General features: G+C 39.2%; 28 protein-coding genes and 1 pseudogene. 24 read left to right on the forward strand and 5 right to left on the reverse strand.

The features are described from left to right. Positions 1 to 610 precede the first annotated feature (610 nt). Entirely contained in the window at positions 611 to 1,000 is a 390-nt protein-coding gene (locus PVV69_RS04550; protein ID WP_273756625.1) for a hypothetical protein, read from the forward strand. Between the two features lie 105 nt (positions 1,001 to 1,105). Here the strand turns inward: PVV69_RS04550 and PVV69_RS04555 are convergent, their stop codons facing one another. Further along, positions 1,106 to 1,834 carry a nuclease gene (locus tag PVV69_RS04555; RefSeq protein ID WP_273756626.1) on the reverse strand — a complete coding sequence of 243 codons (729 nt, stop codon included), beginning with the start codon at positions 1,832 to 1,834 and terminating at the stop codon, positions 1,106 to 1,108. 150 nt (positions 1,835 to 1,984) lie between these two features. Between PVV69_RS04555 and PVV69_RS04560 the strand changes: the two genes are divergently transcribed. The 18 genes and pseudogenes from PVV69_RS04560 to PVV69_RS04645 all read left to right on the forward strand — a co-directional run. Further along, positions 1,985 to 2,332 carry a TrbC/VirB2 family protein gene (locus PVV69_RS04560; protein WP_273756627.1) on the forward strand — a complete coding sequence of 116 codons (348 nt, stop codon included), beginning with the start codon at positions 1,985 to 1,987 and terminating at the stop codon, positions 2,330 to 2,332. Between the two features lie 28 nt (positions 2,333 to 2,360). Then, complete coding sequence (locus PVV69_RS04565; protein ID WP_208441784.1) at positions 2,361 to 2,687, forward strand: type IV secretion system protein VirB3; 327 nt, start codon at positions 2,361 to 2,363, stop codon at positions 2,685 to 2,687. Continuing rightward, on the forward strand, positions 2,684 to 5,044 hold the full coding sequence (locus PVV69_RS04570) for a VirB4 family type IV secretion/conjugal transfer ATPase (protein WP_273756628.1): 2,361 nt from the start codon (positions 2,684 to 2,686) through the stop codon (positions 5,042 to 5,044). Before PVV69_RS04565 ends, PVV69_RS04570 begins: the two co-directional genes overlap by 4 nt. Beyond that, positions 5,041 to 5,757 (forward strand): type IV secretion system protein, encoded by a 717-nt coding sequence (locus PVV69_RS04575; protein WP_273756629.1) that lies wholly within the window; start codon positions 5,041 to 5,043, stop codon positions 5,755 to 5,757. The genes PVV69_RS04570 and PVV69_RS04575 overlap by 4 nt, the downstream gene beginning before the upstream one ends. Before the next feature lie 23 nt (positions 5,758 to 5,780). Next, entirely contained in the window at positions 5,781 to 6,047 is a 267-nt protein-coding gene (locus PVV69_RS04580; protein ID WP_273756630.1) for an EexN family lipoprotein, read from the forward strand. A 2-nt stretch (positions 6,048 to 6,049) separates the two neighbouring features. Further along, positions 6,050 to 6,421 carry an EexN family lipoprotein gene (locus tag PVV69_RS04585; RefSeq protein WP_273756631.1) on the forward strand — a complete coding sequence of 124 codons (372 nt, stop codon included), beginning with the start codon at positions 6,050 to 6,052 and terminating at the stop codon, positions 6,419 to 6,421. A gap of 139 nt (positions 6,422 to 6,560) precedes the next feature. Beyond that, complete coding sequence (locus PVV69_RS04590) at positions 6,561 to 6,962, forward strand: EexN family lipoprotein (protein ID WP_273756632.1); 402 nt, start codon at positions 6,561 to 6,563, stop codon at positions 6,960 to 6,962. A 26-nt stretch (positions 6,963 to 6,988) separates the two neighbouring features. Continuing rightward, positions 6,989 to 7,933 carry a type IV secretion system protein gene (locus PVV69_RS04595; RefSeq protein WP_273756633.1) on the forward strand — a complete coding sequence of 315 codons (945 nt, stop codon included), beginning with the start codon at positions 6,989 to 6,991 and terminating at the stop codon, positions 7,931 to 7,933. A 55-nt stretch (positions 7,934 to 7,988) separates the two neighbouring features. Continuing rightward, positions 7,989 to 8,225 (forward strand): type IV secretion protein VblB7, encoded by a 237-nt coding sequence (locus PVV69_RS04600; protein ID WP_273756679.1) that lies wholly within the window; start codon positions 7,989 to 7,991, stop codon positions 8,223 to 8,225. Beyond that, entirely contained in the window at positions 8,222 to 8,893 is a 672-nt protein-coding gene (locus PVV69_RS04605; protein ID WP_273756634.1) for a virB8 family protein, read from the forward strand. The genes PVV69_RS04600 and PVV69_RS04605 overlap by 4 nt, the downstream gene beginning before the upstream one ends. Before the next feature lie 3 nt (positions 8,894 to 8,896). Then, entirely contained in the window at positions 8,897 to 9,748 is an 852-nt protein-coding gene (gene virB9 / locus PVV69_RS04610) for a P-type conjugative transfer protein VirB9 (protein ID WP_273756635.1), read from the forward strand. A gap of 28 nt (positions 9,749 to 9,776) precedes the next feature. Beyond that, positions 9,777 to 11,000 carry a type IV secretion system protein VirB10 gene (gene virB10 / locus PVV69_RS04615; RefSeq protein ID WP_273756636.1) on the forward strand — a complete coding sequence of 408 codons (1,224 nt, stop codon included), beginning with the start codon at positions 9,777 to 9,779 and terminating at the stop codon, positions 10,998 to 11,000. A 12-nt stretch (positions 11,001 to 11,012) separates the two neighbouring features. Next, on the forward strand, positions 11,013 to 12,065 hold the full coding sequence (gene virB11, locus PVV69_RS04620) for a P-type DNA transfer ATPase VirB11 (RefSeq protein ID WP_273756637.1): 1,053 nt from the start codon (positions 11,013 to 11,015) through the stop codon (positions 12,063 to 12,065). Continuing rightward, positions 12,055 to 12,423 (forward strand): EexN family lipoprotein, encoded by a 369-nt coding sequence (locus PVV69_RS04625; protein ID WP_404978369.1) that lies wholly within the window; start codon positions 12,055 to 12,057, stop codon positions 12,421 to 12,423. Before virB11 ends, PVV69_RS04625 begins: the two co-directional genes overlap by 11 nt. 132 nt (positions 12,424 to 12,555) lie before the next feature. Continuing rightward, on the forward strand, positions 12,556 to 12,930 hold the full coding sequence (locus tag PVV69_RS04630; RefSeq protein ID WP_273756638.1) for an EexN family lipoprotein: 375 nt from the start codon (positions 12,556 to 12,558) through the stop codon (positions 12,928 to 12,930). Between the two features lie 46 nt (positions 12,931 to 12,976). Beyond that, positions 12,977 to 13,210, forward strand: coding sequence for a hypothetical protein (locus PVV69_RS04635; protein WP_273756639.1), 234 nt, complete (start codon positions 12,977 to 12,979; stop codon positions 13,208 to 13,210). Positions 13,211 to 13,214: 4 nt separating this feature from the next. Continuing rightward, the gene (locus tag PVV69_RS04640; protein WP_404978370.1) at positions 13,215 to 13,454 is read left to right on the forward strand and encodes a hypothetical protein; all 240 of its coding nucleotides are present in this window, start codon (positions 13,215 to 13,217) and stop codon (positions 13,452 to 13,454) included. A gap of 26 nt (positions 13,455 to 13,480) precedes the next feature. Continuing rightward, positions 13,481 to 13,681 (forward strand): annotated as a pseudogene (locus PVV69_RS04645) (type IV secretion protein VblB6); the annotation flags it as partial. Between the two features lie 922 nt (positions 13,682 to 14,603). Here PVV69_RS04645 and PVV69_RS04650 read toward each other — a convergent pair. From PVV69_RS04650 to PVV69_RS04660, 3 genes are read right to left on the reverse strand one after another with little or no spacing between them, the layout of a single operon-like run. Beyond that, a complete protein-coding gene (locus tag PVV69_RS04650; RefSeq protein ID WP_273756640.1) occupies positions 14,604 to 15,206 on the reverse strand; it encodes a Fic family protein in 603 nt (200 codons plus the stop codon). Next, positions 15,193 to 15,381: an antitoxin VbhA family protein gene (locus PVV69_RS04655; protein ID WP_273756641.1), complete on the reverse strand. Its 189-nt coding sequence runs from the start codon at positions 15,379 to 15,381 to the stop codon at positions 15,193 to 15,195. Before PVV69_RS04655 ends, PVV69_RS04650 begins: the two co-directional genes overlap by 14 nt. Before the next feature lie 50 nt (positions 15,382 to 15,431). Continuing rightward, entirely contained in the window at positions 15,432 to 15,620 is a 189-nt protein-coding gene (locus PVV69_RS04660) for an antitoxin VbhA family protein (protein ID WP_273756642.1), read from the reverse strand. A gap of 600 nt (positions 15,621 to 16,220) precedes the next feature. Here PVV69_RS04660 and PVV69_RS04665 point away from each other — a divergent pair. The 4 genes from PVV69_RS04665 (at position 16,221) to PVV69_RS04680 (ending at position 19,657) form a co-directional block, all read left to right on the forward strand. Further along, entirely contained in the window at positions 16,221 to 17,240 is a 1,020-nt protein-coding gene (locus tag PVV69_RS04665) for an ATP-binding cassette domain-containing protein (RefSeq protein ID WP_273756643.1), read from the forward strand. Further along, positions 17,215 to 18,039, forward strand: coding sequence for an ABC-2 family transporter protein (locus PVV69_RS04670; protein WP_273756644.1), 825 nt, complete (start codon positions 17,215 to 17,217; stop codon positions 18,037 to 18,039). The genes PVV69_RS04665 and PVV69_RS04670 overlap by 26 nt, the downstream gene beginning before the upstream one ends. Continuing rightward, positions 18,023 to 18,811: an ABC-2 family transporter protein gene (locus PVV69_RS04675; protein ID WP_273756681.1), complete on the forward strand. Its 789-nt coding sequence runs from the start codon at positions 18,023 to 18,025 to the stop codon at positions 18,809 to 18,811. The genes PVV69_RS04670 and PVV69_RS04675 overlap by 17 nt, the downstream gene beginning before the upstream one ends. 327 nt (positions 18,812 to 19,138) lie before the next feature. Beyond that, the gene (locus PVV69_RS04680; protein ID WP_273756645.1) at positions 19,139 to 19,657 is read left to right on the forward strand and encodes a hypothetical protein; all 519 of its coding nucleotides are present in this window, start codon (positions 19,139 to 19,141) and stop codon (positions 19,655 to 19,657) included. Between the two features lie 332 nt (positions 19,658 to 19,989). Here PVV69_RS04680 and PVV69_RS04685 read toward each other — a convergent pair whose 3' ends face one another. Continuing rightward, a complete protein-coding gene (locus PVV69_RS04685; RefSeq protein ID WP_273756646.1) occupies positions 19,990 to 20,733 on the reverse strand; it encodes a hypothetical protein in 744 nt (247 codons plus the stop codon). A 366-nt stretch (positions 20,734 to 21,099) separates the two neighbouring features. On the opposite strand from PVV69_RS04685, the gene PVV69_RS04690 reads away from it, so the two are divergent. Further along, positions 21,100 to 21,408: a TrbC/VirB2 family protein gene (locus tag PVV69_RS04690; protein WP_273756647.1), complete on the forward strand. Its 309-nt coding sequence runs from the start codon at positions 21,100 to 21,102 to the stop codon at positions 21,406 to 21,408.

Below are 21,408 nucleotides of genomic sequence, written 5' to 3' on the forward strand. Positions count from 1 at the left end.
CTTTTTCATTGCAAATTTCTCCCATGGAACATCAATAAAAACCATCCCCCTGCACGCCATAAGCGCGATAAACCTATGGATAAAATTGTACAACAAAGCAGTAAAAATGCCTCTTATGAATTGTTTTAAACACCAAGGGCTATAGCACGACATGGGGGGTGAGCAAAGTGAGTGATGATACCGATCTATGACTGCAAAGAATGATCGGTTTTCTTGGTTTTTTCTGTATATTTCTAGAATGAGAAATCAATGAAATAAATTGAAATGATCAGTACCCTCCTCTGTTCTTTACTCAAACTCTTCCATTCTTTGGGCTCTTTAAAGGAAGCAAAATCAGCATACTATACTTTTTGCACGGCAAATGAGAAGTCATCTACTGATGAGAAAAAGCAAAAAACACGAGGAGTATCCATCATTCACTTTTATGATAACCAACAGCATCTCTCTCCATCCCCCCTCACCCCTGACATAACCTCTCACACATCCAGTTTTGGCTTTTACATCTGTGATAAAGTAACAGTTGCATATTTTATTTCTGCCATGTAATGAAAAATGCAGTGAAAGATAAACAAAGTTGTGCCTATTAAATGGAGAAATCAAAGGGGGGATAATGGAAGATTTGATCACGCGTCAAGAAATCGAAGAAGAAGTAGAAGAAATAAATTCAGAACCAGAACGAGAGATCTTACGCCGCATCCACTGGAAAAGACATAAGATACGGATCTACTCCATTTTCCTTTTTCTCTATACTATTCGTGGATGGGTTAAACGCATATTAGGAATCATAGCAGGAATAAGCTTTGTTATGCTCATTGCGGATATTCTCGTTTACTGGTTATTATCATTTGACGCTGAAGTAGTACAATTTAGAGCACCTTTCATAATCACAACAATTATATTGATAATCCTCACTTGTAGTGCTGTAGCTCTCAGTTGGTTTTATGACATGCTTTTATTTCGTTTTGCACCACCCGATATTCGTCTGATGCTCTTTGATTAAATTTACGCGACACACTCTCAACAGCACTCACACACAGCACGGTTAACAAAAAACGACTTAACCGTGCTGGTCTTTGTTCTTATCTTTCAGTTTGTTTTAAAATCTTTAAGGATCAATGGGATTATAGCTGCCATGGTCTCTTCTCCACTCTTCTGGCTGGTCAAATTCACTAGACCATAATCCCACTTGTGCTTTTTGCGCAGCAGATTGTAAGTTTTTATAATCTGCTGGTGAGGGAAAATGCTGCTGATCTTTCGTCAATACCATCATGCCTTCTGCAAGCCCCAAGCGCGCCAAATCAACCCCATCAACAAAACATTGTGCATAATGAACTTGTTGAAGAACACGCGTTTGCCGACAAGTAATATTTTTATCGATTGTTTTTGCCACAAGCCATGCTGTGACAAAAGCCCCACAGGGCCACTTAATTCCATGGCGTGAGGCAAATTGCCGCGTTTCACATGTTTCAACACCATATAATCGGATATTGCGCACGATTCTTTTTCTCCACCCCTCATCCATAGGCGTGATCATTTTAAAAGTAACACCGCTTGTCACCTGTATAGCACCAGAATAAACGGGGACATTTTCTTCATAAAATTCTGTTGATAATGATTCTAAAGATAAAGGCATTTCTTGTTTATGATCATGATCCCGTACTGTTAAATCTGGTTCTTGAAACTGTTTTTCCACGGTCTTTTTTATTTTTTGCACAACAGGATTTTCCATAACATCTTCAGAATTTTCACGAAAATAAAAAACAGCCGCAAGAATAATATAGATAAAAATCAGATATTTAAATGCTGATCGAAAAGTTTTTTTTAAAAATATCATTTTGAATATTATAAAGAATTTTGTTTAGTTTACTCTAAATAAAGAAAATACTATAAATGAAACAGTAGCATTTTTAATTTGTTTCTATTATACATTACATATTAATTAATATTGGGCAATTTTATTCTATTAACACGCGGGGACATTTCCATGCTGAAAACAAATAATCATTCTACGAATAGCCATGCTTTATCCAAATTAGCCTTTTCAAACACCCAAAAGAAATGGTTAACAACAATACTGATGTTATTCATTGCCTTTATAGCACTAAGCGAGCCAGCATTTGCAGAGGGCTTTGGAAAAATCGACGATGCTCTTAAAAAAATAGTTGAAGCTTTAACAGGAGCCATTGCAAGATCGATAGCCACCATTGCCGTTGCTGGTGTTGGGCTTGCTTGGATTGCTGGTTATGTTGAAATGCGCAAAGCATTTTTTGTTTGTGTTGGTATTGGCATTGTTATGGGTGCGTCGCAAATCGTATCGATGCTTTCCAATTAAGTGACTGACTTTAGCATTTTCAAAAATCATGAAAGAGCGCGATAAGCTAACGGAAGATACGTTGTTTCTCGCTTGCACCCGTCCTGCAATGATTGCAGGTGTAACGGTGGAAGCTATGGGGTTAAATGCTATGGGAACAATGATATTGTTTATTATGACAAGCAATTTTTTCCTTATAACCTTTGGTGTTACGACACACTTTATATTTAAGGAAATTCTCAAACACGACCATAATAAATTTCGTATCCTCCTAACATGGCAAAAGACACACCTCTTTGCTAGAAATTCTAGTCTATGGGGTGGGGGAAGTCTTTCTCCATTACGATTAATTCGTAATTATGAGGAATTGAAATGAAAACACTAGAGCGCAAGCGTGAAAAACAACCGGAATCCATTATTCCTTATGTGCGTCATGTCAACAAGCATGTGATCGCACTGGATTCACGCGCGCTCATGATGGTTGTGAAACTTGAAGGAATTAACTTTGAGACAGCCGATATTATTGATCTCAATGTACTTCATGAACAGTTAAACAACTTGTTTAAGAATATCGCTGATGAACGTATTGCCATTTATAGCCATATTATCAGAAAGCGTGAGACGGTTTATCCGGATGGTACTTTTAGATCAGCATTTGCCAAACAGTTAGATGACAAATACCGTGAACGGATGGTTTCTCAAGAACTTTATCGGAATGATCTTTATCTTTCCATTTTGTGGAATCCCCATGTCGATAAAGCAGATAAATTAGCGGAATTTTTCAAACGTTTAGGCAAAGCAAAAGCGGAAAAAACGGAAGTTGATGAAGAATCCATTCGCAAGCTTGAAGATGTTACCACGGATATTGTTCAAAATTTAGAGCGCTATGGTGCAAAAAGGCTGAGCCTTTATGAACATGAAGGCAATATTTATTCACAGCAAAGTGAATTTATTCACCAATTGGTAGGAGGTCGTCGTGAACGTGTGCCTCTGACATGGGGAACGATAGCCTCCTCTGTTTATTCAGACCGTCTGATTTTCGGTAAAGAAGTGATAGAAATACGCTATGAGGCAGGGCAAAGATTTGCCGGTATGTTTGGTTGGAAAGAATATCCAGCAAAGACCAGAGCAGGCATGACAGATGGTCTTCTCACCCTACCCTTTGAATTTATTTTTACCCAATCCTTTGTCTTTAAAAGCAAAAACATTGCCAAACAGATTATGGGACGCAAGCAAAATCAAATGGTCAATGCAGGAGATCGCGCCGGCTCACAAATTATGGAATTGGATGATGCACTAGATGATCTTGAATCCAACCGTTTTGTTTTAGGCGAGCATCATTTATCCTTAGCTGTTTTTGCTGATAGCACCCAAGAATTAGCAGATAATCTTGCCAAAGCTCGCTCTCGTCTCACCGATGGCGGCGCTGTGATTGCACGGGAAGATCTTGGTCTTGCGGCAGCGTGGTGGGCACAATTGCCTGGAAATTATGCCTATCGCATCCGCTCTGGTGCCATTACCAGCCGCAATTATGCTGCTCTTTCTCCTTTTCATTCCTTTCCAGTTGGCAAAATAGATGGCAATGTATGGGGACCAGCGGTAGCATTGATGAAAACCTCTGCTGGCTCACCCTTTTATTTTAATTTTCACTTTGGCGATTTAGGCAACACCTTTGTCTGTGGTCCCTCTGGTTCTGGGAAAACCGTCATTGTTAACTTTCTTCTTGCGCAACTGCAAAAACATGATCCCCATATGGTCTTTTTTGATAAAGACCGTGGAGCAGAACTTTTTGTCAGAGCGGGCGGCGGCACCTATATGCCCTTGAAAAATGGTAAACCAACAGGGATAGCGCCGTTAAAAGGCTTAGACTATAACAATCCAGCAGACAGAGTCTTTTTGCGGCAATGGATTACCAAACTTGTTTCTGCAGAGGGGCAAAAGATTAGTGAATCCGAAAGACAAGACATTGCTGCAGCCGTTGACCAACTCGCCCTCTTGCCAAGAGAACAACGCACAATTTCTGCTCTGCAAATGTTTTTTGACACCACGCACAGAGAAGGCATAGCAGGGCGTTTAGAGCGATGGTGCAAGGGCAATGCCTTGGGCTGGGTTTTTGACAATCCTGATGACGACATAGGGATTAATGCAAAATTTATTGGTTATGATATGACCGATTTTTTGGACAATGACGAAATTCGTCCCCCGTTAATGATGTATCTCTTTCATAGAATTCTGTCTCTGATTGACGGGCGTCGTATTATCATTGTCATTGATGAGTTTTGGAAAGCCCTAGAGGATGATTCCTTTAAAGCCTTTGCGCAAGATAGGCTGAAGACCATTCGCAAACAGAATGGCTTGATGTTATTTGCCACGCAATCGCCCAAAGATGCGCTCAATTCAACAATTGCCCACACCATTATAGAGCAATGCCCAACCCAGATTTATTTTCCCAACCAAAAGGGAAATCACGCTGATTATGTAGAGGGTTTTAAATTATCCGAAAGAGAATTCAACCTGATACAAACAGAATTAAGCCGTGAGTCACGGCGTTTTCTCATCAAACAGGGGCAAAGTTCTGTTGTAGCAGAGCTGAATTTACGTGGCTTTGATGATGAAATAGCCATCCTAAGCGGCACCACCAAAAACATTGAACTTTTAGAAACCATCATGGATGAAGTTGGTGAATCTCCAGAAAAATGGCTTCCTCTTTTTCAAGAAAGGTCGAAACAATGAAAAAACTTTTATGGGCAACAGCCTTCTGCACAATTTCTTTTGGACCTCAAGCAAATGCATTTGGCGGTGGTCCCTTTGATTATGAAATACTGCAGCAAAACATAGGACAATTTAATCAATTAAAAGAACAGTTTAAAAAATTACAGGATCAACTTGATCAAATGAAACAATTATATAGCTCCTTAAATGTCAAGCCTGATATCTCGGCATTGAAAGACCTGTTCAACAAGCAGGGGAGCAATGGCGCCCTGCCTTCTGATTTTAACCATTTTCAACAATCGATGGGCAGCGGTGGTGGTGGCGGCAGCAAAAACGCGCAAAAATGGCAAGAAGAACTCTTATACAAAGAGCCCGCGGGGGGCGCAGGGTCAAAAGAGGCAGTGGATGCTTTTTACGCAGAGGAAGTGAAAAAAGCACAACAGCGCATGGTAGGGCAAGCGGCAAAAGGCCAAGATGTTTATGAAGAAGCCAGTGAAACACAAAAAAACATTAACAAACTTCTTGATAAACTTGGCAGTACAAAAGACGCTGGGGAAATTCAAGGCATTCAAGCACAACTAGAAGCGATACAAGCGAAACTGCAAACGCAAGTCCTCCAAATGCAAGCCACAGCAATGATTCAACAAGCAGAAGACAAAGCTGCAGAAAAACGTGAAATGGAAGAATTTAAAGCACGATACAAAGCTTTTGCCAAAAAACTCCGTGGTCAATAAAAGTAAAAAAGAGGAGCTTGAATATGAACAAAATCATCATCACCACATTGCTACTTTGCACAGGTCTTATCACTGCTGGATGCGAAAAAACCTACAGTGTAGAAGAGTTTAAAAAAGACAAAAAACTGATGGAAGAAGTATTAGTGAAATGTTTGACATCAGGGGATCTCAAATCAAAAAATTGTAAAAACGCAGAGCAAGCTGAACTAGAAACTCGTAAAAAATGGGGCAGTTTTGGCTCTACAAATGACAATCAGCAAAAATCTGAAAAACAAGAGGACAATCATTGATCATGAACAAAGTCATTCTCACCGCACTATTGCTTTGCACGGGAATTGTCACCGCTGGATGTGAAAAAACTTATAGCGTAGCAGAATTTAAAAAAGATCGAAAATTGATGGAAGAATGGGGCGCAAGATGTGGCTTCACAGGAACTTCGAAAAATTGTGAAAACCTAAGATTAGCAGCACTTGAACTTGACAAAGAACGTCGGGAAAAAGCTGCAGAGAGAATTAGTAAACACAACGAAGAGCTTCGTGATGCTATGGAAAAATTTAAAGCCGAAATGCGTGCTCAAAGTGAAAAAAGTGAAGCTGAATATCAAAAAAGAAAAGCCGAACAAAAAGCAAAAGAACAAGCTGAACAAAAACAGGACAGTAATTGAATGATAGACCGAAATATTTATGGCAACATTCTGTCTGTGCCCTAGATTTGTCATCACGGGTTACAAAAACCTAAAGCACAGAGCATAATTTAAAAATTGTGCTCAAACCAAAAACTGAAAGAAAGAAGGGGAAATATTCATGAATAAAGTTCTCATAACAACATTACTACTTTGCACTGGAATTATCACTGCTGGTTGCGAAAAAACCTATAGCGTCGCAGAATTTAAAAAAGATGAAAATTTACGCTTAGAGTGGGACGCTAAATGTGGATTTGCAGGAACTTCAAAAAATTGTGAAAACATGCGGTTAGCATTTTTAGAACTTGATAAGGAACGTCAGGCAAAAGCAGCAGAAAGAAGACGTAAAGCGGCAGAAGAAAACCGCAAAAGAGACGAAAAAGATGAAGCTGAAATGAGAGCCAGAATTGAAAAAATGAGAGCAGAGACTCAAAAAATACTAGCTGAACAAGAAGCAAAGCGACGTGCTGAGGAAGAACGAAGAGCAAAAGAGCGCGCGGCAAAAGAACAAAATAACCATTAATACACGATAAATAGCGGAGCATCTAAATGGCTGTAGAAACAAAAGGCGTCTTTACTAAGATAGACAATATGTTGATGGAGCCCCTTACAGATACAATGAGTAAAACCATTGTTAATCTTTCATCAAGCTTAGGTGCTCCGCTTAAGCTATCTTGTACACTCTACATTATATTTATGGGCTATAATATCATCTATGGGCGTTCTTCCATGCCACTGTGGGAATTTATAGTGACAACTTTCAAACTCGGCATCATTGTTGCACTTGCCACAAACGCTGCTTTTTATAATGAGTGGGTCAGTGGTATATTTTTCCATGATCTACCGAATGCCATTGCAAATGTCACACAAGGTGCAGCACACTCGGATCGAAATGTATGGGATAATATGATGGGCCAAGCTGGAGCACAGGTTTTGGACGCAGCAAACCAGTACACAGGGCTGTCTCAAATGGGGAAGTTTATTGCGACATGGTTTATTGGTATTATCTGCTTCATTATTGCTGGTTTTTTTTGTACAGTCGGTTTTGTCGTCTCATTAATGGCTAAATTGGGTTTGTTTCTTGTCATATCAATCGGACCGCTCTTTATAGGGTTGTATATGTTTTCCTCAACCAGAAGATTTACAGAAGCATGGTTAAATCAAACAGCTAATTTTATCATTTTATATGTGTTAGTCGTGCTGCTTGGTAGTTTATATGTCAAGATTTCGATGAGCATTTTTTCAGCAAATGTTGACGATATCATCTCTACTTTAATTCAATTCTTGGTTGTTGGCATTGGTGGAATTTACCTTTTCTCCCATTTGCCTGCTATTGCCTCTGCTTTAGCCTCTGGGGGAGCCTCCCTTACCGGAGCAACAAAATTAGGAGCAGACACAGCAAAAACGGCTGGGAAAGCTGCTCAAAAGTTAGAAAAATTTATAGAAAAAATGGCAAAAGGCATTCTGAACCACATGTTTAAGAAAGGAAAATAGGAAAGTGTTTAAAAAAATTGGGGTCATTTTATCGCTTATCCTCTTAAATGGTTGTATGTCTTCATCAAATACTCTGAAGTCACTTCCAAAATGCGATGGATATTCTAAGCGGCCATTAAACAAATCGATGTGGAATTGGGAAGGGAAAAATCCCTCCTCCACCCCCATCATCATCAGCAACAATACCGACCTCCCATCATCTGTGAAAGAGGGCAAGCTCGAAACGCTTCTCAGCCCAAAACTCACCGATGAAGAAATGGAATCCTACAAAGACTGCGGGCAAAAAGCATGAAAGAACAAGACATAGAACAATATATTGCTGATGCGCGCTCCTTTGATCAAGACCGCATCCTCACCTCACGCCGCATCACCCGCACCTCCCTCGCTATCGCTGCCATAGCTGTGATTGTCGCGGTCATCTCTTCGCTGGCGGTCATCACCCTCACCCCGCTTAAAACCGTTGAGCCCTTTGTCATCCGTGTCGACAATTCAACCGGTATCACAGAGGTTGTGGAAGCCTTAAAAGAAGCCCCCACCAACGTTGATGAAGCGATCACTCGCTACTTTGCAGCAAAATATGTCCGCTCTCGTGAAGGTTTTGAGTCTGAGGAGGTACAACACAACTTCCAAACCGTCTCCTTGCTTTCTTCTCCAGAAGAGCAAGAAAGATTTGCCAGCTGGTATGGAGCAAAAAACCCCCAAAGTCCACAAATCCTCTACAAACACGCAAGTGTCACAATAACGATAAAATCAATCTCCTTCATCAATCAAGACGTCGCACAGGTCCGTTATTACAGAACAATACGAGACGATGAAACCAATAAAGAATTCATCAGCCACTGGGTTGCAACACTCACCTTTGAATATATCAACGCCCCCATCTCTGTACAAAACCGTTTGATAAATCCTCTCGGCTTTATTGTTAGTGAATATAGAACAGATCCAGAAGTGGTCAACTAATCCATGAAAAAAAAATTCCTTTTTCTTTTTCTAAGCGCCATCGCTCTTTCTCCTACACCTTGGGGCAATGCCAGTGTTTTTCCCACCCGTGCACCAAATGACAGCCGCATTCGCTTTATCAATTATGATGCCTATAATGTCACAAAAATTATTGGCACCATACGCTCGTCTGTACAGGTAGAATTTTCTGCTGATGAAGAAATTGCCCATGTCGCTATCGGCAACAGCGTTGCCTGGGAAGTAGCACCTGCTGGCAATATTCTGTTCCTCAAAGCACGAGAAGTCCAGCCCATTACCAATCTGCAAGTGGTCACCACCCGCCGTGATGGCTCAAAACGCTCCTATCAATTTGAACTCATGGTCAAAGATGGCGAAATTTCCACCGCACAAGAAACCTATTTTCTCGTCAAATTCCGCTATCCACAAGACGAAGCCGAACGCAGAAGGCTTGCTGCACTTTTACGACAAGAAAAAAAACAAGCCAGACAAATTGATGGTCTTTTTGATGCCTCTGAAACCTATGGACCACGCAATTGGGCTTATAGTGCACAAGGATCGAGCAATCTTGAACCCTCCGCCGTTTATGACAACGGCAAAACCACAACTTTTACCTTTCCAGACAATCAAGAAATCCCTGCCATTTATATTGTTGGCAGTGATGGAACAGAATCCCTCGTTCCCAAAACCACCAAAGGCAATATGGTCATTGTCCATGCCATCAGTGCTAGATTTACCTTAAGAAATGGCAGAAATGTTTTATGCATCTTCAATGAAGCCTATCAACAAAAAGGCATAAATCCAGGAACCGGAACAACCTCACCATCTGTTGAACGCAAAGTCGCATCAGATCTTTAAAGAAGCGGGAATAAAGGGGGGCACACCTATGAGTGATAAAACAACTATCGAAGATCGTGGTGCAATTGGCGATAAACGCAACAATACCTCACAAAGCCTTGGCAAAAAAATTGTCATCGCTCTAGCCTGTATAGGGTTTTGTGGCTATGCGCTCTGGAATATCTTATCCACCCCCGAAGAAAAAAAAGACACGGCAAAGTCTCATAAAAAACAAGCACAAAACTTTCACAATACACTAGCGCCTTTAGACTTAGCCCCCGCTGATCCACGCGCAAAACTTGGTCCCATCACCCTTCCCCCCCCACAACCACTAGCACCAGAACCCAAAAAAGACGATCCTTTGCTTGATGCCGCAAGACGCGCCCCCGTTCTCGCTTTTGCTAAGGGCACAAAATCTGAATTAAAAAACATCGTCAACAATGGTTTTACCAACGCCTTTGACAAATTGAACCCCCTTGAAAATCTCGGGCATATGCAAAATTCTCCTGCTCTTCAAGACACCAAAAATTTTTCAACCCTGCTAAAACCAACCAAAACAGAAGAGACAAAAGCAAGCTTCATCGGCAACAGAAACTTTATCATCGCCATGGGAACCTCTATCCCCTGTATCTTAGAAACGGCATTAAACAGTGACCAACCAGGCTTTGCAAGCTGCATCATTAACCGCGATATCCTCTCTGACAATGGGCGCGTTGTCTTGCTAGACAAAGGAACCCAAGTAATTGGCGAATACCGCGGAGGAATAAAACAAGGACAATCCCGCCTCTTCGTCCTCTGGACCAGAGCAAAAACCCCAACCGGTGTCATCATTCCCCTTGCCTCACCCGCAACCGATAGTTTAGGACGAGCAGGCTTTGATGGCAACATCAACACCCATTGGTGGGAGCGCTTTGGCTCTTCCCTGTTGCTTACCGTTATTGATGGCGCCACAACAACCCTCACCAATAAAATGACAAACAATTCCAACAAAGCAGGCGCCAACAACTCTGGAGGAGGAGGTTTTGGAGGTGCAGGCGGAGGGGGAGATTTTGGAGGCGCAAGCAACACTGGCAAAGATGCAGCAAGTATAGCTCTTGAAAACCAAATCAACATCCCCCCTACCTTAGAAAAATACCAAGGTGAACTCGTCAACATTTTTGTGGCACGAGATTTGGATTTTTCATCCGTTTATAAACTCTCCATTACAACAAGAAGAAACAAAATCTTCCCACGCTCTATTCCAAGAAACTTCTTCTACCATTCTCAAATGTAGTAAAAATAAATTATGCCCACAGCAAAAAATTCAGAACGCGCTTCTATCGTCTTAACCAAGTTAAAGATCTTAAGCGACTATCTCAATGACGATAATTTATTTGAAATTGTCATCAATCGCCCTGGTGAAGTAATCGTTGAAGGTCCCAATGGTTGGCAAACCCATACTATCAAAGAATTGACCTATAGTGAATTAGAGGGCATTGCAAAAGTTGTTGCTGCCTATACAACACAAAAGATCAGTGTAGAAAACCCTGTTCTCTCTGCCACACTCCCCAATAATGAACGCATACAAATCGTCATGCCTCCCGCCGTTGCCCCCAATACCATCAGCATGACAATTCGTAAACCTTCATCCCGTACTTTTTCTCTCGAAAGTTTACACGAAAACCAACTGTTTTCTGTAACAAGAAACGTCAGTTTTACCCCCCTTGAACAAATGAAAAAACGAGCAGGTGAACTTTCTGATACGGAAAAAGAATTAACCGATCTCTTTATAGCCAAAGATTTTTGTAAGTTTTTAGAAAGAGCGGTTATTACCCAACAAAATATTTTGATATCGGGCAAAACCGGTTCGGGAAAAACCACCCTCTCTAAAGCTTTAATTGCCAAAATTCCTGACTATGAACGCATTCTCACCATTGAAGATACTCCAGAACTCGTCGTTCCCCATTCAAACAAAGTGCAACTTTTCTACTCAAAAGACAATCAAGGTCTAGCAAAAGCGGGTGCAAAAGAGCTCCTTGAATCGGGATTGCGCATGCGCCCCGACCGGATACTTTTGCAAGAATTGCGTGATGGCACAGCTTTTTATTACATCCGCAATGTCAATTCCGGTCACCCAGGCTCCATCACCACGGTTCACGCCTCAACAGCGCTCTCAGCCTTTGAACAAATGACTCTGCTTGTCAAAGAAAGTGATGGGGGTGGAAATTTAGCACGAGAAGATATTCGCGGCTTATTAATTTCTATGATTGATGTCATCATCCAATGCAAACGCCTGGAAGGAAAATTTCGTGTCACAGAAATCTATTACGATCCTTTCAAACGCCGAGATGCTTTTTAAAAAAACGCAAAGTCAATTAAATAAACATCAAAAAATGAAGCTGAATATCAAAAAAGGCAAACTGAGCGACAAGAGAGAGAAAGAAGGGGAAATATTCATGAATAAAGTTCTCATAACAACATTGCTACTTTGCACAGGGTTCATCACCGCTGGATGTGAAAAAACCTATAGCGTCGCAGAATTTAAAAAAGATAAAAATTTGATGGAAGAATGGATAGAGAGATGTGGCTTCTCAGGAACTTCAAAAAATTGTGAAAATGTACGAGTAGCGGCAGCTGAACTTTTTAAAGAATATTACCATAACTTTGCAAATCAACTCCTTGGAAACGATAGCGAACCAAAAAAATCTAAAAAATAAAGGAGCAATCATTAATCATGACCTCTGCGCCAGAGATTTATCATCACGGGTTATAAAAACTGAAAACACAAAGCAGAATTTAAAAATTGTACTCAGACCGCAAAAAACTGAAAGAAAGAAGGGGAAGTATTCATGAATAAAGTCATCATTACCACATTGCTACTTTGCACAGGACTCATCGCTGCTGGATGTGAAAAAACCTATAGCGTCGCAGAATTTAAAAAAGATAAAAATTTACGCTTAGAGTGGGATGCTAAATGTGGATTTGCAGGAACTTCAAAAAATTGTGAAAATCTAAGATTAGCAGTAGCTGAACTTGATAAGGAACATCGGGAAAAAGCTCAAGAGAGACAGCGTAAAGCCGCAGAAGATTTGAATAAAAGTATAGAAGAACTTATGGCTAAAGAACACGCTGAGCGGGTAAAATGGAAAGCTGAATTTGAAGCAAAACAACGAGCTAAAGCTGAAGAAAAAGAACAATCTGAAAAGAAACAGGGTAATGATTAAATCATAAGCGTTCATACTTAGAAAAATTAGATAGAATGGACAAGCAATGGCATTTGAAAATTTACAGGTTTTTACCACTATAGATACATATTTAGTTAAGTCCATTACAGAAATAATGGATAATACCATTTCCAGTCTTGCATCGTCTTTAGCTACTCCGGTAAAGGCGTCTTGTACAATCTATATTGCATTTATGGAGTACAATATTATCTATGGGCGTTCTTCCATGCCCTTATGGGACTTTATAGCAACAGTTTTCAAAAACTTCAAAAAATTGTGAAAACATGCGGTTAGCATTTTTAGAACTTGAGAAGGAACGTCAGGCAAAAGCAGCAGAAAGAAGTCGTAAAGCGGCAGAAGAAAACCGCAAAAGAGACGAAAAAGATGAAGCTGAAATGAGAGCCAGAATTGAAAAAATGAGAGAAAAGAATCAAAAATTCCTCGCTGAACAAAAAGCAAAGCTACGTGCTGAGGAAGAACGAAGAGCAAAAGAGCGCGCGGCAGAAGAACAAAATAACCATTAATACACGATAAATAGCGGAGCATCTAAATGGCAATAGTAACCAAAGGTGTATTTACTGATATAGATGATATGTTGATGGAACCTCTTACAAAGACAATGAATGAAATCATTCACAATCTTTCATCAAGCTTAGGTGCTCCGCTTAAGCTATCTTGTACACTCTACATTATATTTATGGGCTACAATATCATCTATGGGCGCTCTTCTATACCCTTATGGAACTTTATCTTGATACACCGTATAATAGCATCGTTTAGAGCAATGATATAAGGCATGTAAACTTTATATATAAAGCGTTTTTGAGTATGTAATGAATATTCAGGACAGGTTTTCTCTGAAGAACTTATGACTGCCCTAAAAGGCAGCGACATGAGGTGAGCTAAATAGAGCTTCCCCAAAAAACGAATGATTGACAGACCAGAACTGGCAGGAGTTTTCGTTCTTTAGAGTGAGGAAAAAAAGATATCAATTGCCCTATTTTTGTAATCCCCCTCTTTTGAGGGGGCAATAATGAAGAGATTCCATAAAATCAAGCGCGACTATTTTAATTCGAGACATAAACAAGAGCCGCTAGCAATTTTTACTGTATTTGCATAAGTCAAATGCCATATGATGTTCGAGCATTATATGAAATATTGAAATTTGGATTTTTTCTTAAAATTTCCTTTAAGGAATATCCTTCTTCAATGCGTTTTAAAATGAAATTTTTGTTGGTAAGAAAAACTATGTACATTTCCCCACTTTGTTCTCTGTTGCATGAACTCACAAAATCTTCATAGGATTTTGTGAGATTTATCGAATCTTTCTAAAACACCAGTATTTTTGTTAATCAAAAAAATATTTTGATAAGTTTTGTAAAAATTTTCTTTTCAAAAAATGGAAAAATGGCAAGATGTGTAATGTAGTGCTACGCAATAAATATTCCTTTACTTATTCGCATAAACTGCAAGGTAGAGAGTTCATTCTGTGACTTTTGCAGCGGACATTCAAATCTTTTTGCGATTGCGCAACCTCGAGTTCTTCTTTTTAAAGGTTGTCAGAAGCTGTCTTTATTCTATCCAAAAGTGGTGCAATTTTTTCTTTTTGTTTTTCCAATAATTCTTTATTGTTCTTAATATAAGAGGAGTTTTTAAAGACCTTGAGAAACCTTTTATTTTCTGTAAATTGGGGTAAGGTTTCTACGAATAAGTGCAGATAAGTATTCAGAATTCCCATGATACGCCGCAACTGATGCATGTATCATTTCTTGTTGCTCAAGAGAGCTCCAATCAATATAATAACCAGCTTCACGAGCCAGTTGCCCCATAAATTCACGCAATGTGCGTCCATTCCCCTCTCGAAACGGATGCAACACATTCAACTCACCCATATAATATCCAGCCCTTATACTAAATTCACCCATATCAAGACTACGCAGATAGTGGTCTTTTACCAGCTGCCGGGTAATATTGGATGCATAACTTTCAATCTGAGTATAATAAGCAAATATGCTATTGCCTTTGGCAATATTCAGCAAACGGATCTCTCCTGCCCATTCATAAACGTCACCAAATAGCTTTCTATGGATCTCTTTCATGTGAGCGAGATCAAACTTACCACGAAGAGGAGTCTGCATAAGTTCAAGAGATCTTACATAAGCGAAAGTAGATTCCACACGCTCCAATGTGGCTTTATCCTTCATCCCAAGCCGATTATACAACACACCAGTTTCAGGATCAGTATAAGGATCACCGCCGCCTTTATACTTCTCCACGTTTTATCCGTTCCATAAGATCCTTGATGACATCACTTGTTTCAAGTTCTCCAATAATAACCCTCTCCATCTGAGAAACGACCTGTGGATCTGGCGCCAACCCCTCTAAAAGTTGACTTGCTAATGCATTTTTAGCAGCAAAGCGACGTCGCTTAATTTCGTCTTCACTCAACATATCAAACCTCCTCCCCTTGACTATTATACCATTAAACTATCTTTTCATTCTCATACTTCACCACGTTTTACACGCTCTATATAATCTTTGATGATATCACCGATTTCAAGTTCACCAATAATAACCCGCTCCATTTGCGCAACAACCTGTGGATCTGGTTCCAACCCCTCTAAACGTTGGCTCGCCAATGCATTTTTAGCATCAAAGCGACGCAGCTTAATTTCATCTTCGCTCAACATATAAAAACCTCCCTTGCTTGCCTTTTACTATAACGCAACCACCTCCAAAAACAAAATACTTTACGTTTATTGACCATATGACATCCTTTGACTTTAGATACGCTATGGCATGATTTTTGATCTTGCACTTAATCGCTGCTATAAAATTTTTACAGCATTTATCAAAAGAATAAAAACAGCTATTCCTTTTTCTAATGCGTTTCCTCTTGAAGCACGGTACCATCACACGAAAGAAACAGAATAACTCACCATTACTTATCACCTACGATACTGTCCTAATGCAAGTCTAGCATACTGATAGCATGAATTTACAGTTCATACTTTTGGCTGCACAATAATAAAGGACTTCAGCTCCCTGCCCATCAGGCTTCATCTCTGCCAAATATCATCTTGAAAAAACAAGAGCTTAGCATATCAATGCCTCATACAAACGAGCACATCTTACTGAAAAAACATACTGTCTCTCAATGAGATAAACTATTCAAGTGCGTTTTATTACGACAAAGGTCTAGGAATATGTCTCCTTTTCCGATAAATGAGAGCAGAGTTTAAGAGATTACGAGACCCTTAAACAAGATCAATTGAAATGGGGGGAGACGAATGCGTTCATTATTGATTGACCTTAACAAGGTCTCAAAAATATACCGCAGCATAGACAGTGCACCTGGTTTTACAAACAAGGTGGTTTCTCTTTTCAAGCCAACCTATAGAAACCATCACGTGCTAAAAGATATTAGTTTCACCCTTTTTTCAGGGCAATCACTCGCCATCGTTGGACCTAATGGAGCCGGAAAATCAACACTGATTAAAATACTTTCTGGTATACAAACAGCTGATAAGGGATATGTTAAAGTCTTAGGAGTTGATCCTTATAAAACAAAAAAAGATTTGTTTAAGTCTCTGGGGGTCGTCTTTGGTCACAAAAATTGCTTATGGTGGGATTTTCCCCTCCGCTATAGTTTAGAAATGGTCCAACCTTTATATGACCTTGAACGGAGCTCTTTTATCCGTGATCTTAAAGAAATCACTGCGTTATTGGACATTGAGCATATCATGGATAAGCCCGTGCGCATGCTAAGCCTTGGTGAAAGAGTAAAAAGTGAATTGGCGTTTAATTTGTCTTTTAGACCTAAGCTGTTGTTTTTAGATGAACCAACGATTGGTCTTGATATTAGCTCCAAACATGAAATCAGGGAACTGCTTAAAAAACTAAAAAGAGAGCAAGGCTTAGGATATATCATCACAAGTCATGATATGGGAGATATTGATGGGTATGTCGATGATATTCTTCTTTTGCATAAGGGAAAGAAGCAGTTTCATGGCGCTATGGATATACTCAAAGAGATGATCCCTTCATGGGTGAGAATAACAGTTTTTTGTGAACACCTGCCAACACCTTCAACCCTTATAAAAAACATTGATGAACTCGCCATAAAATTGTCCGCTCCTTTAAAAGAGAAACACTTTAATGATGAAAAATGTACACTAGAGATTTCACTGTTGCGTGAAGATGTTCCACGTTTCCTAAGAGAAATCGCAACAGAACTTAACTGTCCGTTTTCTGTCTCCACTCCCTCACTTGAAGAGATGCTCCGTGTTAAATTTAAAGAATTTATCTAACCATTGCTTTGCTCTGTTTTTCTTTGCCAAAAACGGCTTGCTCACCATCCTCAGTGACAGGGCAATGTTTTTTACCGATTTTGTCATGGGAACACTCTCGCCCTTCATGATTCAACTTCTGTTGTGGAATGCCCTTTTTTCTGATACGGGCGACAACATAAACGGTTTTGGTTTTCATGATATGATGTATTATTATGCCTTTGCCTTAGTTTTCTCACGCTTAAACAATGGTTACGGCATCATTCAATCTTTCTCTAAGCATGTGAAAGAAGGGCAATTAGAAGTCTATCTCACCAAACCATTCAGTTACATGACACAAATGTTGTTGCCCTTTTTGGGTGAAAGTGTGCTCTATGCCATTCCCTTAATAGCTCTTTTTACTGTAAAGCTTATTTTATCATACGAAAATATTTTAGGATTGATCATCGCTTTTCTGTTATTTTTTCTCATTTTTGTTCTCTCCCAATTGCTGTGTTTTTTTCTCTCCTTTGCCATTGCCTTATTGAGTTTCTGGGTGATTGAATACAATATCTTGCTCTCTTTTAGTATTCTTAGTTCAGCACTTCTTGGCGGTACCCTTTTACCTCCCTCTTTTTGGCCAACATGGCTTATTCCATTGATGCAGTATAATCCCTATCGTTTCATCATATCAGCCCCTGCTGAATTCCTCTCCACAAAAAACCTAGCGGTGTTTCAACAATTGATGTTGGGAAGTGTTTTTTATATTTTGTGTCTTTTATTCTTTATTCATCTTGTCTGGAAAAAAGGAATGAAAGCGTATCATAGAGCGGGAGGATGAGATGAAAATAATTCTTCATTTTATCGGTATGAATATGCGCCGACAACTTGTTTACGGTAAAAACTTCATTGGAGAATTTCTTCTTTCTCTTTGCTATTATTTTATTCAATTCACCTTTATTGACAGAATTTCTTGCTTTTCAGGAAATATTGGGAGCTATAGCAGAGATGAAATTCATTTTATCTTTGTTGTCTTCATTTTACTTGGGATATTTTTGAATATTTTTACCAGCTCTATTGAAACATTTTTTGAAAAAGTAGCAGAAGGTAAAATTGAGGGATATTTGACAAAGCCTGTTTCAATTTGGCTGTTAATCTTGCTTGGCTGGTGCAGACCTCTTTATCTGATTAAATTTTTGCTTGTTGGTGTGAGTGCTTATTCCTTTGTCTCATTACCCGATATGTCAGAGATAAAACTGCAATGGCTTTCTTTTATTCTGTCCATAATTTGTGTCTTTATCATAAACTTGTGTTTTTTCATGATGTTTAACTTTATAACATTCATGACCAACCGTAAGATGCCGGTTGCCTATTTTCATGCCATGCTTTACCAACTTTCCTTTATCCCCATAGCAATTTATCCCTTAAATCTTATGAAAGGACTGCTTTTTTTTCTGCCCATGGCTTTTTCGGCGTCCCTCCCCATCTCACTCCTGCTTGGTAAAAATGAATGGCCTATCGGTTCTCTTGTGTTAAGCACTGTCTTTACCATGGTCATGACTTTGATCGTCTATAAAAAAACAATCCGTAAATTCAACGGATTGGGTGGATGAGACGAAAATGAGCAGAATGCCAGCAACATCTCACTTCCCTGCGTGCTTAAACCGATAAGCGCTTCCGGTTCAAAAGGAATATATTACGCAGAAAACGAAAAACAAATGAAAGATGCATCTTGACTTATCAACCTTGGTAAAGAAGGGCATGATCAATGGAGTTATAACCGTTATGGTCTTCATGTTTTATGTGAATCTTATCTTTCCTGTCAGGAATTTTCTGTCGAAGGTGTTGTTGTAAATGAAGAATGCTATATTACAGGTATTGGGGATAAAAAAGTCACGGAACCTTGGTTTACAGAATAGCAGTATATTTTCCCAACAAAATTGAATGATGAAGTAAAAATCGAAATTGAAAAAGCTACATCTCATATTGTTAATGTCCTTGGGCTAAAAAATACTCCATTCCATCTCGAAGGAAAATGGACAAAAGAGGGTTTTAAGCTCATTGAAATTGCCGCCCGTATTGGAGGTGGATTCATTACCACCCATCTTGTCAGCAATGCTTTAGGAATAAACTGGATTAAAACTGTCGTTTCTGCATTGATCAAGAATGAAGTTGTTGGGATTCCGAAAGTAAAAACGTATACAGGCATTCATTACAGTATAGCCACTCAGGCTGCTAGATTGAAACGCTATGAGTATCCTGAAGATTTACGCCATTCAAAAGCATTTCTTCACGCAAAACATTTGATAAAAAATGGAGATATCATCTTGCTTCCTCCTGAAGATTCTTCCTCTTTAATTTTAGGATATATCCTTGCCAAGGAAAAAAATTATCGTGAAATAGCGCATTTTTTCAAAAAAGTATCTGAAGAAACCATTATTGATGTAAAAGAATTATAAAGATAAGAAATGGCTAAAAAATTGAATTTTATGACTAAACACTACACGTAATGTTCCACTATAGAAAATTTTAGCATTTTTAGATGCTCTCTTTCTCCTATAAACATAAACAATAAAAGATTTCTTGCCACTAACAATAGCAGCTCTTTGTTGTGTACAGCACATCCATAAAACAGAGGGCGGATATAAAAAACAGACTTTGAAAATGAATATAGGATATATCCACCACTATGAAAAACAGTGGCAAAGATTTTCATAGCTTCTTTCAATTTTTCTCCACGCTCTGTTTCTATTCGCATTGTAAATTTCTCGATAGTAACTATATGAGCCAATTAAAAGTCTGCAAAGGGATTATACGATCCATTATCCCGCCGCCATTGGAAAGGTTCCGTAAACTCACTAGACCAAAGACCGATTTTGTTGTTGCGTGCGATCTCTTCAGCGTAGCGATACTGCGTTGGAACAGGATTTTTACTTTCTTTTGAAAGCACCAACATCCCTTCTGCAAGACCTGCTTCAGCTAAATCAACGCCATCAACGAAACATTGTGCATAAGAAATACCATTATGCATAAGAGCCTGCTTACAGGATAAACTCCGCCCCAGTGTTTTGGTCACCAGCCAAGCCGTTGTAACCGCACCACAGGGCCATTCTTGATCATTTAATTTTGCCTTTTGACGCGGCGCACAACTATCCACACCATAGAGATGAATATTGCGCGTCATGTGTTTACGCCAAGATTGTGCAACAGGGGTAAGCAATTTAAATGTAACACCACTGGTAACTGATACCTTCCCCTGAAAAACAGTTGTATTACCCCGTAAAACACTGTTCTGCAAATTCACAGCTGGTTCGTTTTTTGCTAACTTCTGTTTGATGATGGGTTCCATTGTTTTTTTCTCTGCCAAATAGATATTAACAATATCTTGGGCATCCTGCGTCGTAAAAGTCTTGAAACTACTCAAATCTATTTTATCTTTATATTGGCTTATTCCCCACAACATAGAGCCCACAATATAAATAATAACGACCCATTTAAATCGTATTCGTTTGATACATTCGTTTAAAAAGTGCATTATTTCTTTGCCTTTTCACATTTTTATCAACAACTTACCTACTCTTTAAGGGAAAAACTCTAAGTAAGATATGTTGAGTGTTAACGACATTTTGTAAATAAAGAATATTATTCTCACACGATTGGCTATTACCATTTTCAGATAAGATACAACTTAAAATTGCCATTTTTGTGTAACACAATCATAAAAAGAAAAAATATTTTGTCTCTTTAAAAGATTAAAGAAGAAGATTTTTGGAGTGCGTAAGGACCACTATCAAAGCCTTTTAAAAATAATCGAGGGGCATTGAGGCTGTAAATCGGAGGGGAGAGAAAATTTTCAGCCATAAAGAGACAAGAGATCAATAAACAGTCAAAGAGAGGTAAAATGACAAACACTTTATCCAAAAACGGCATATTTATCGTTTTCATGCTGCTTTTAACAGCACTGATTTTAATAGAACCTTCTTATGCCGCTGATACTTCACAGGGATTTGGAAAGCTTGATAGTGTTTTAAAAAGTATCGTTGATACGATGACAGGAACTACTGCAAAGCTTATTGCGGTTATATGTGTTATTGGCGTGGGGATTGCTTGGATGTACGGCTTTTTTGATTTACGCAAAGCAGCCTTTGTTATTATCGGCATTGGCATTGTTTTTGGTGCCCCTGCTCTCGTTGGTAAGTTCATTGGGTAA

The sequence above is a fragment of the Bartonella sp. MM73XJBT genome (assembly GCF_028618465.1).
In the GTDB taxonomy this organism is placed as follows: domain Bacteria; phylum Pseudomonadota; class Alphaproteobacteria; order Rhizobiales; family Rhizobiaceae; genus Bartonella.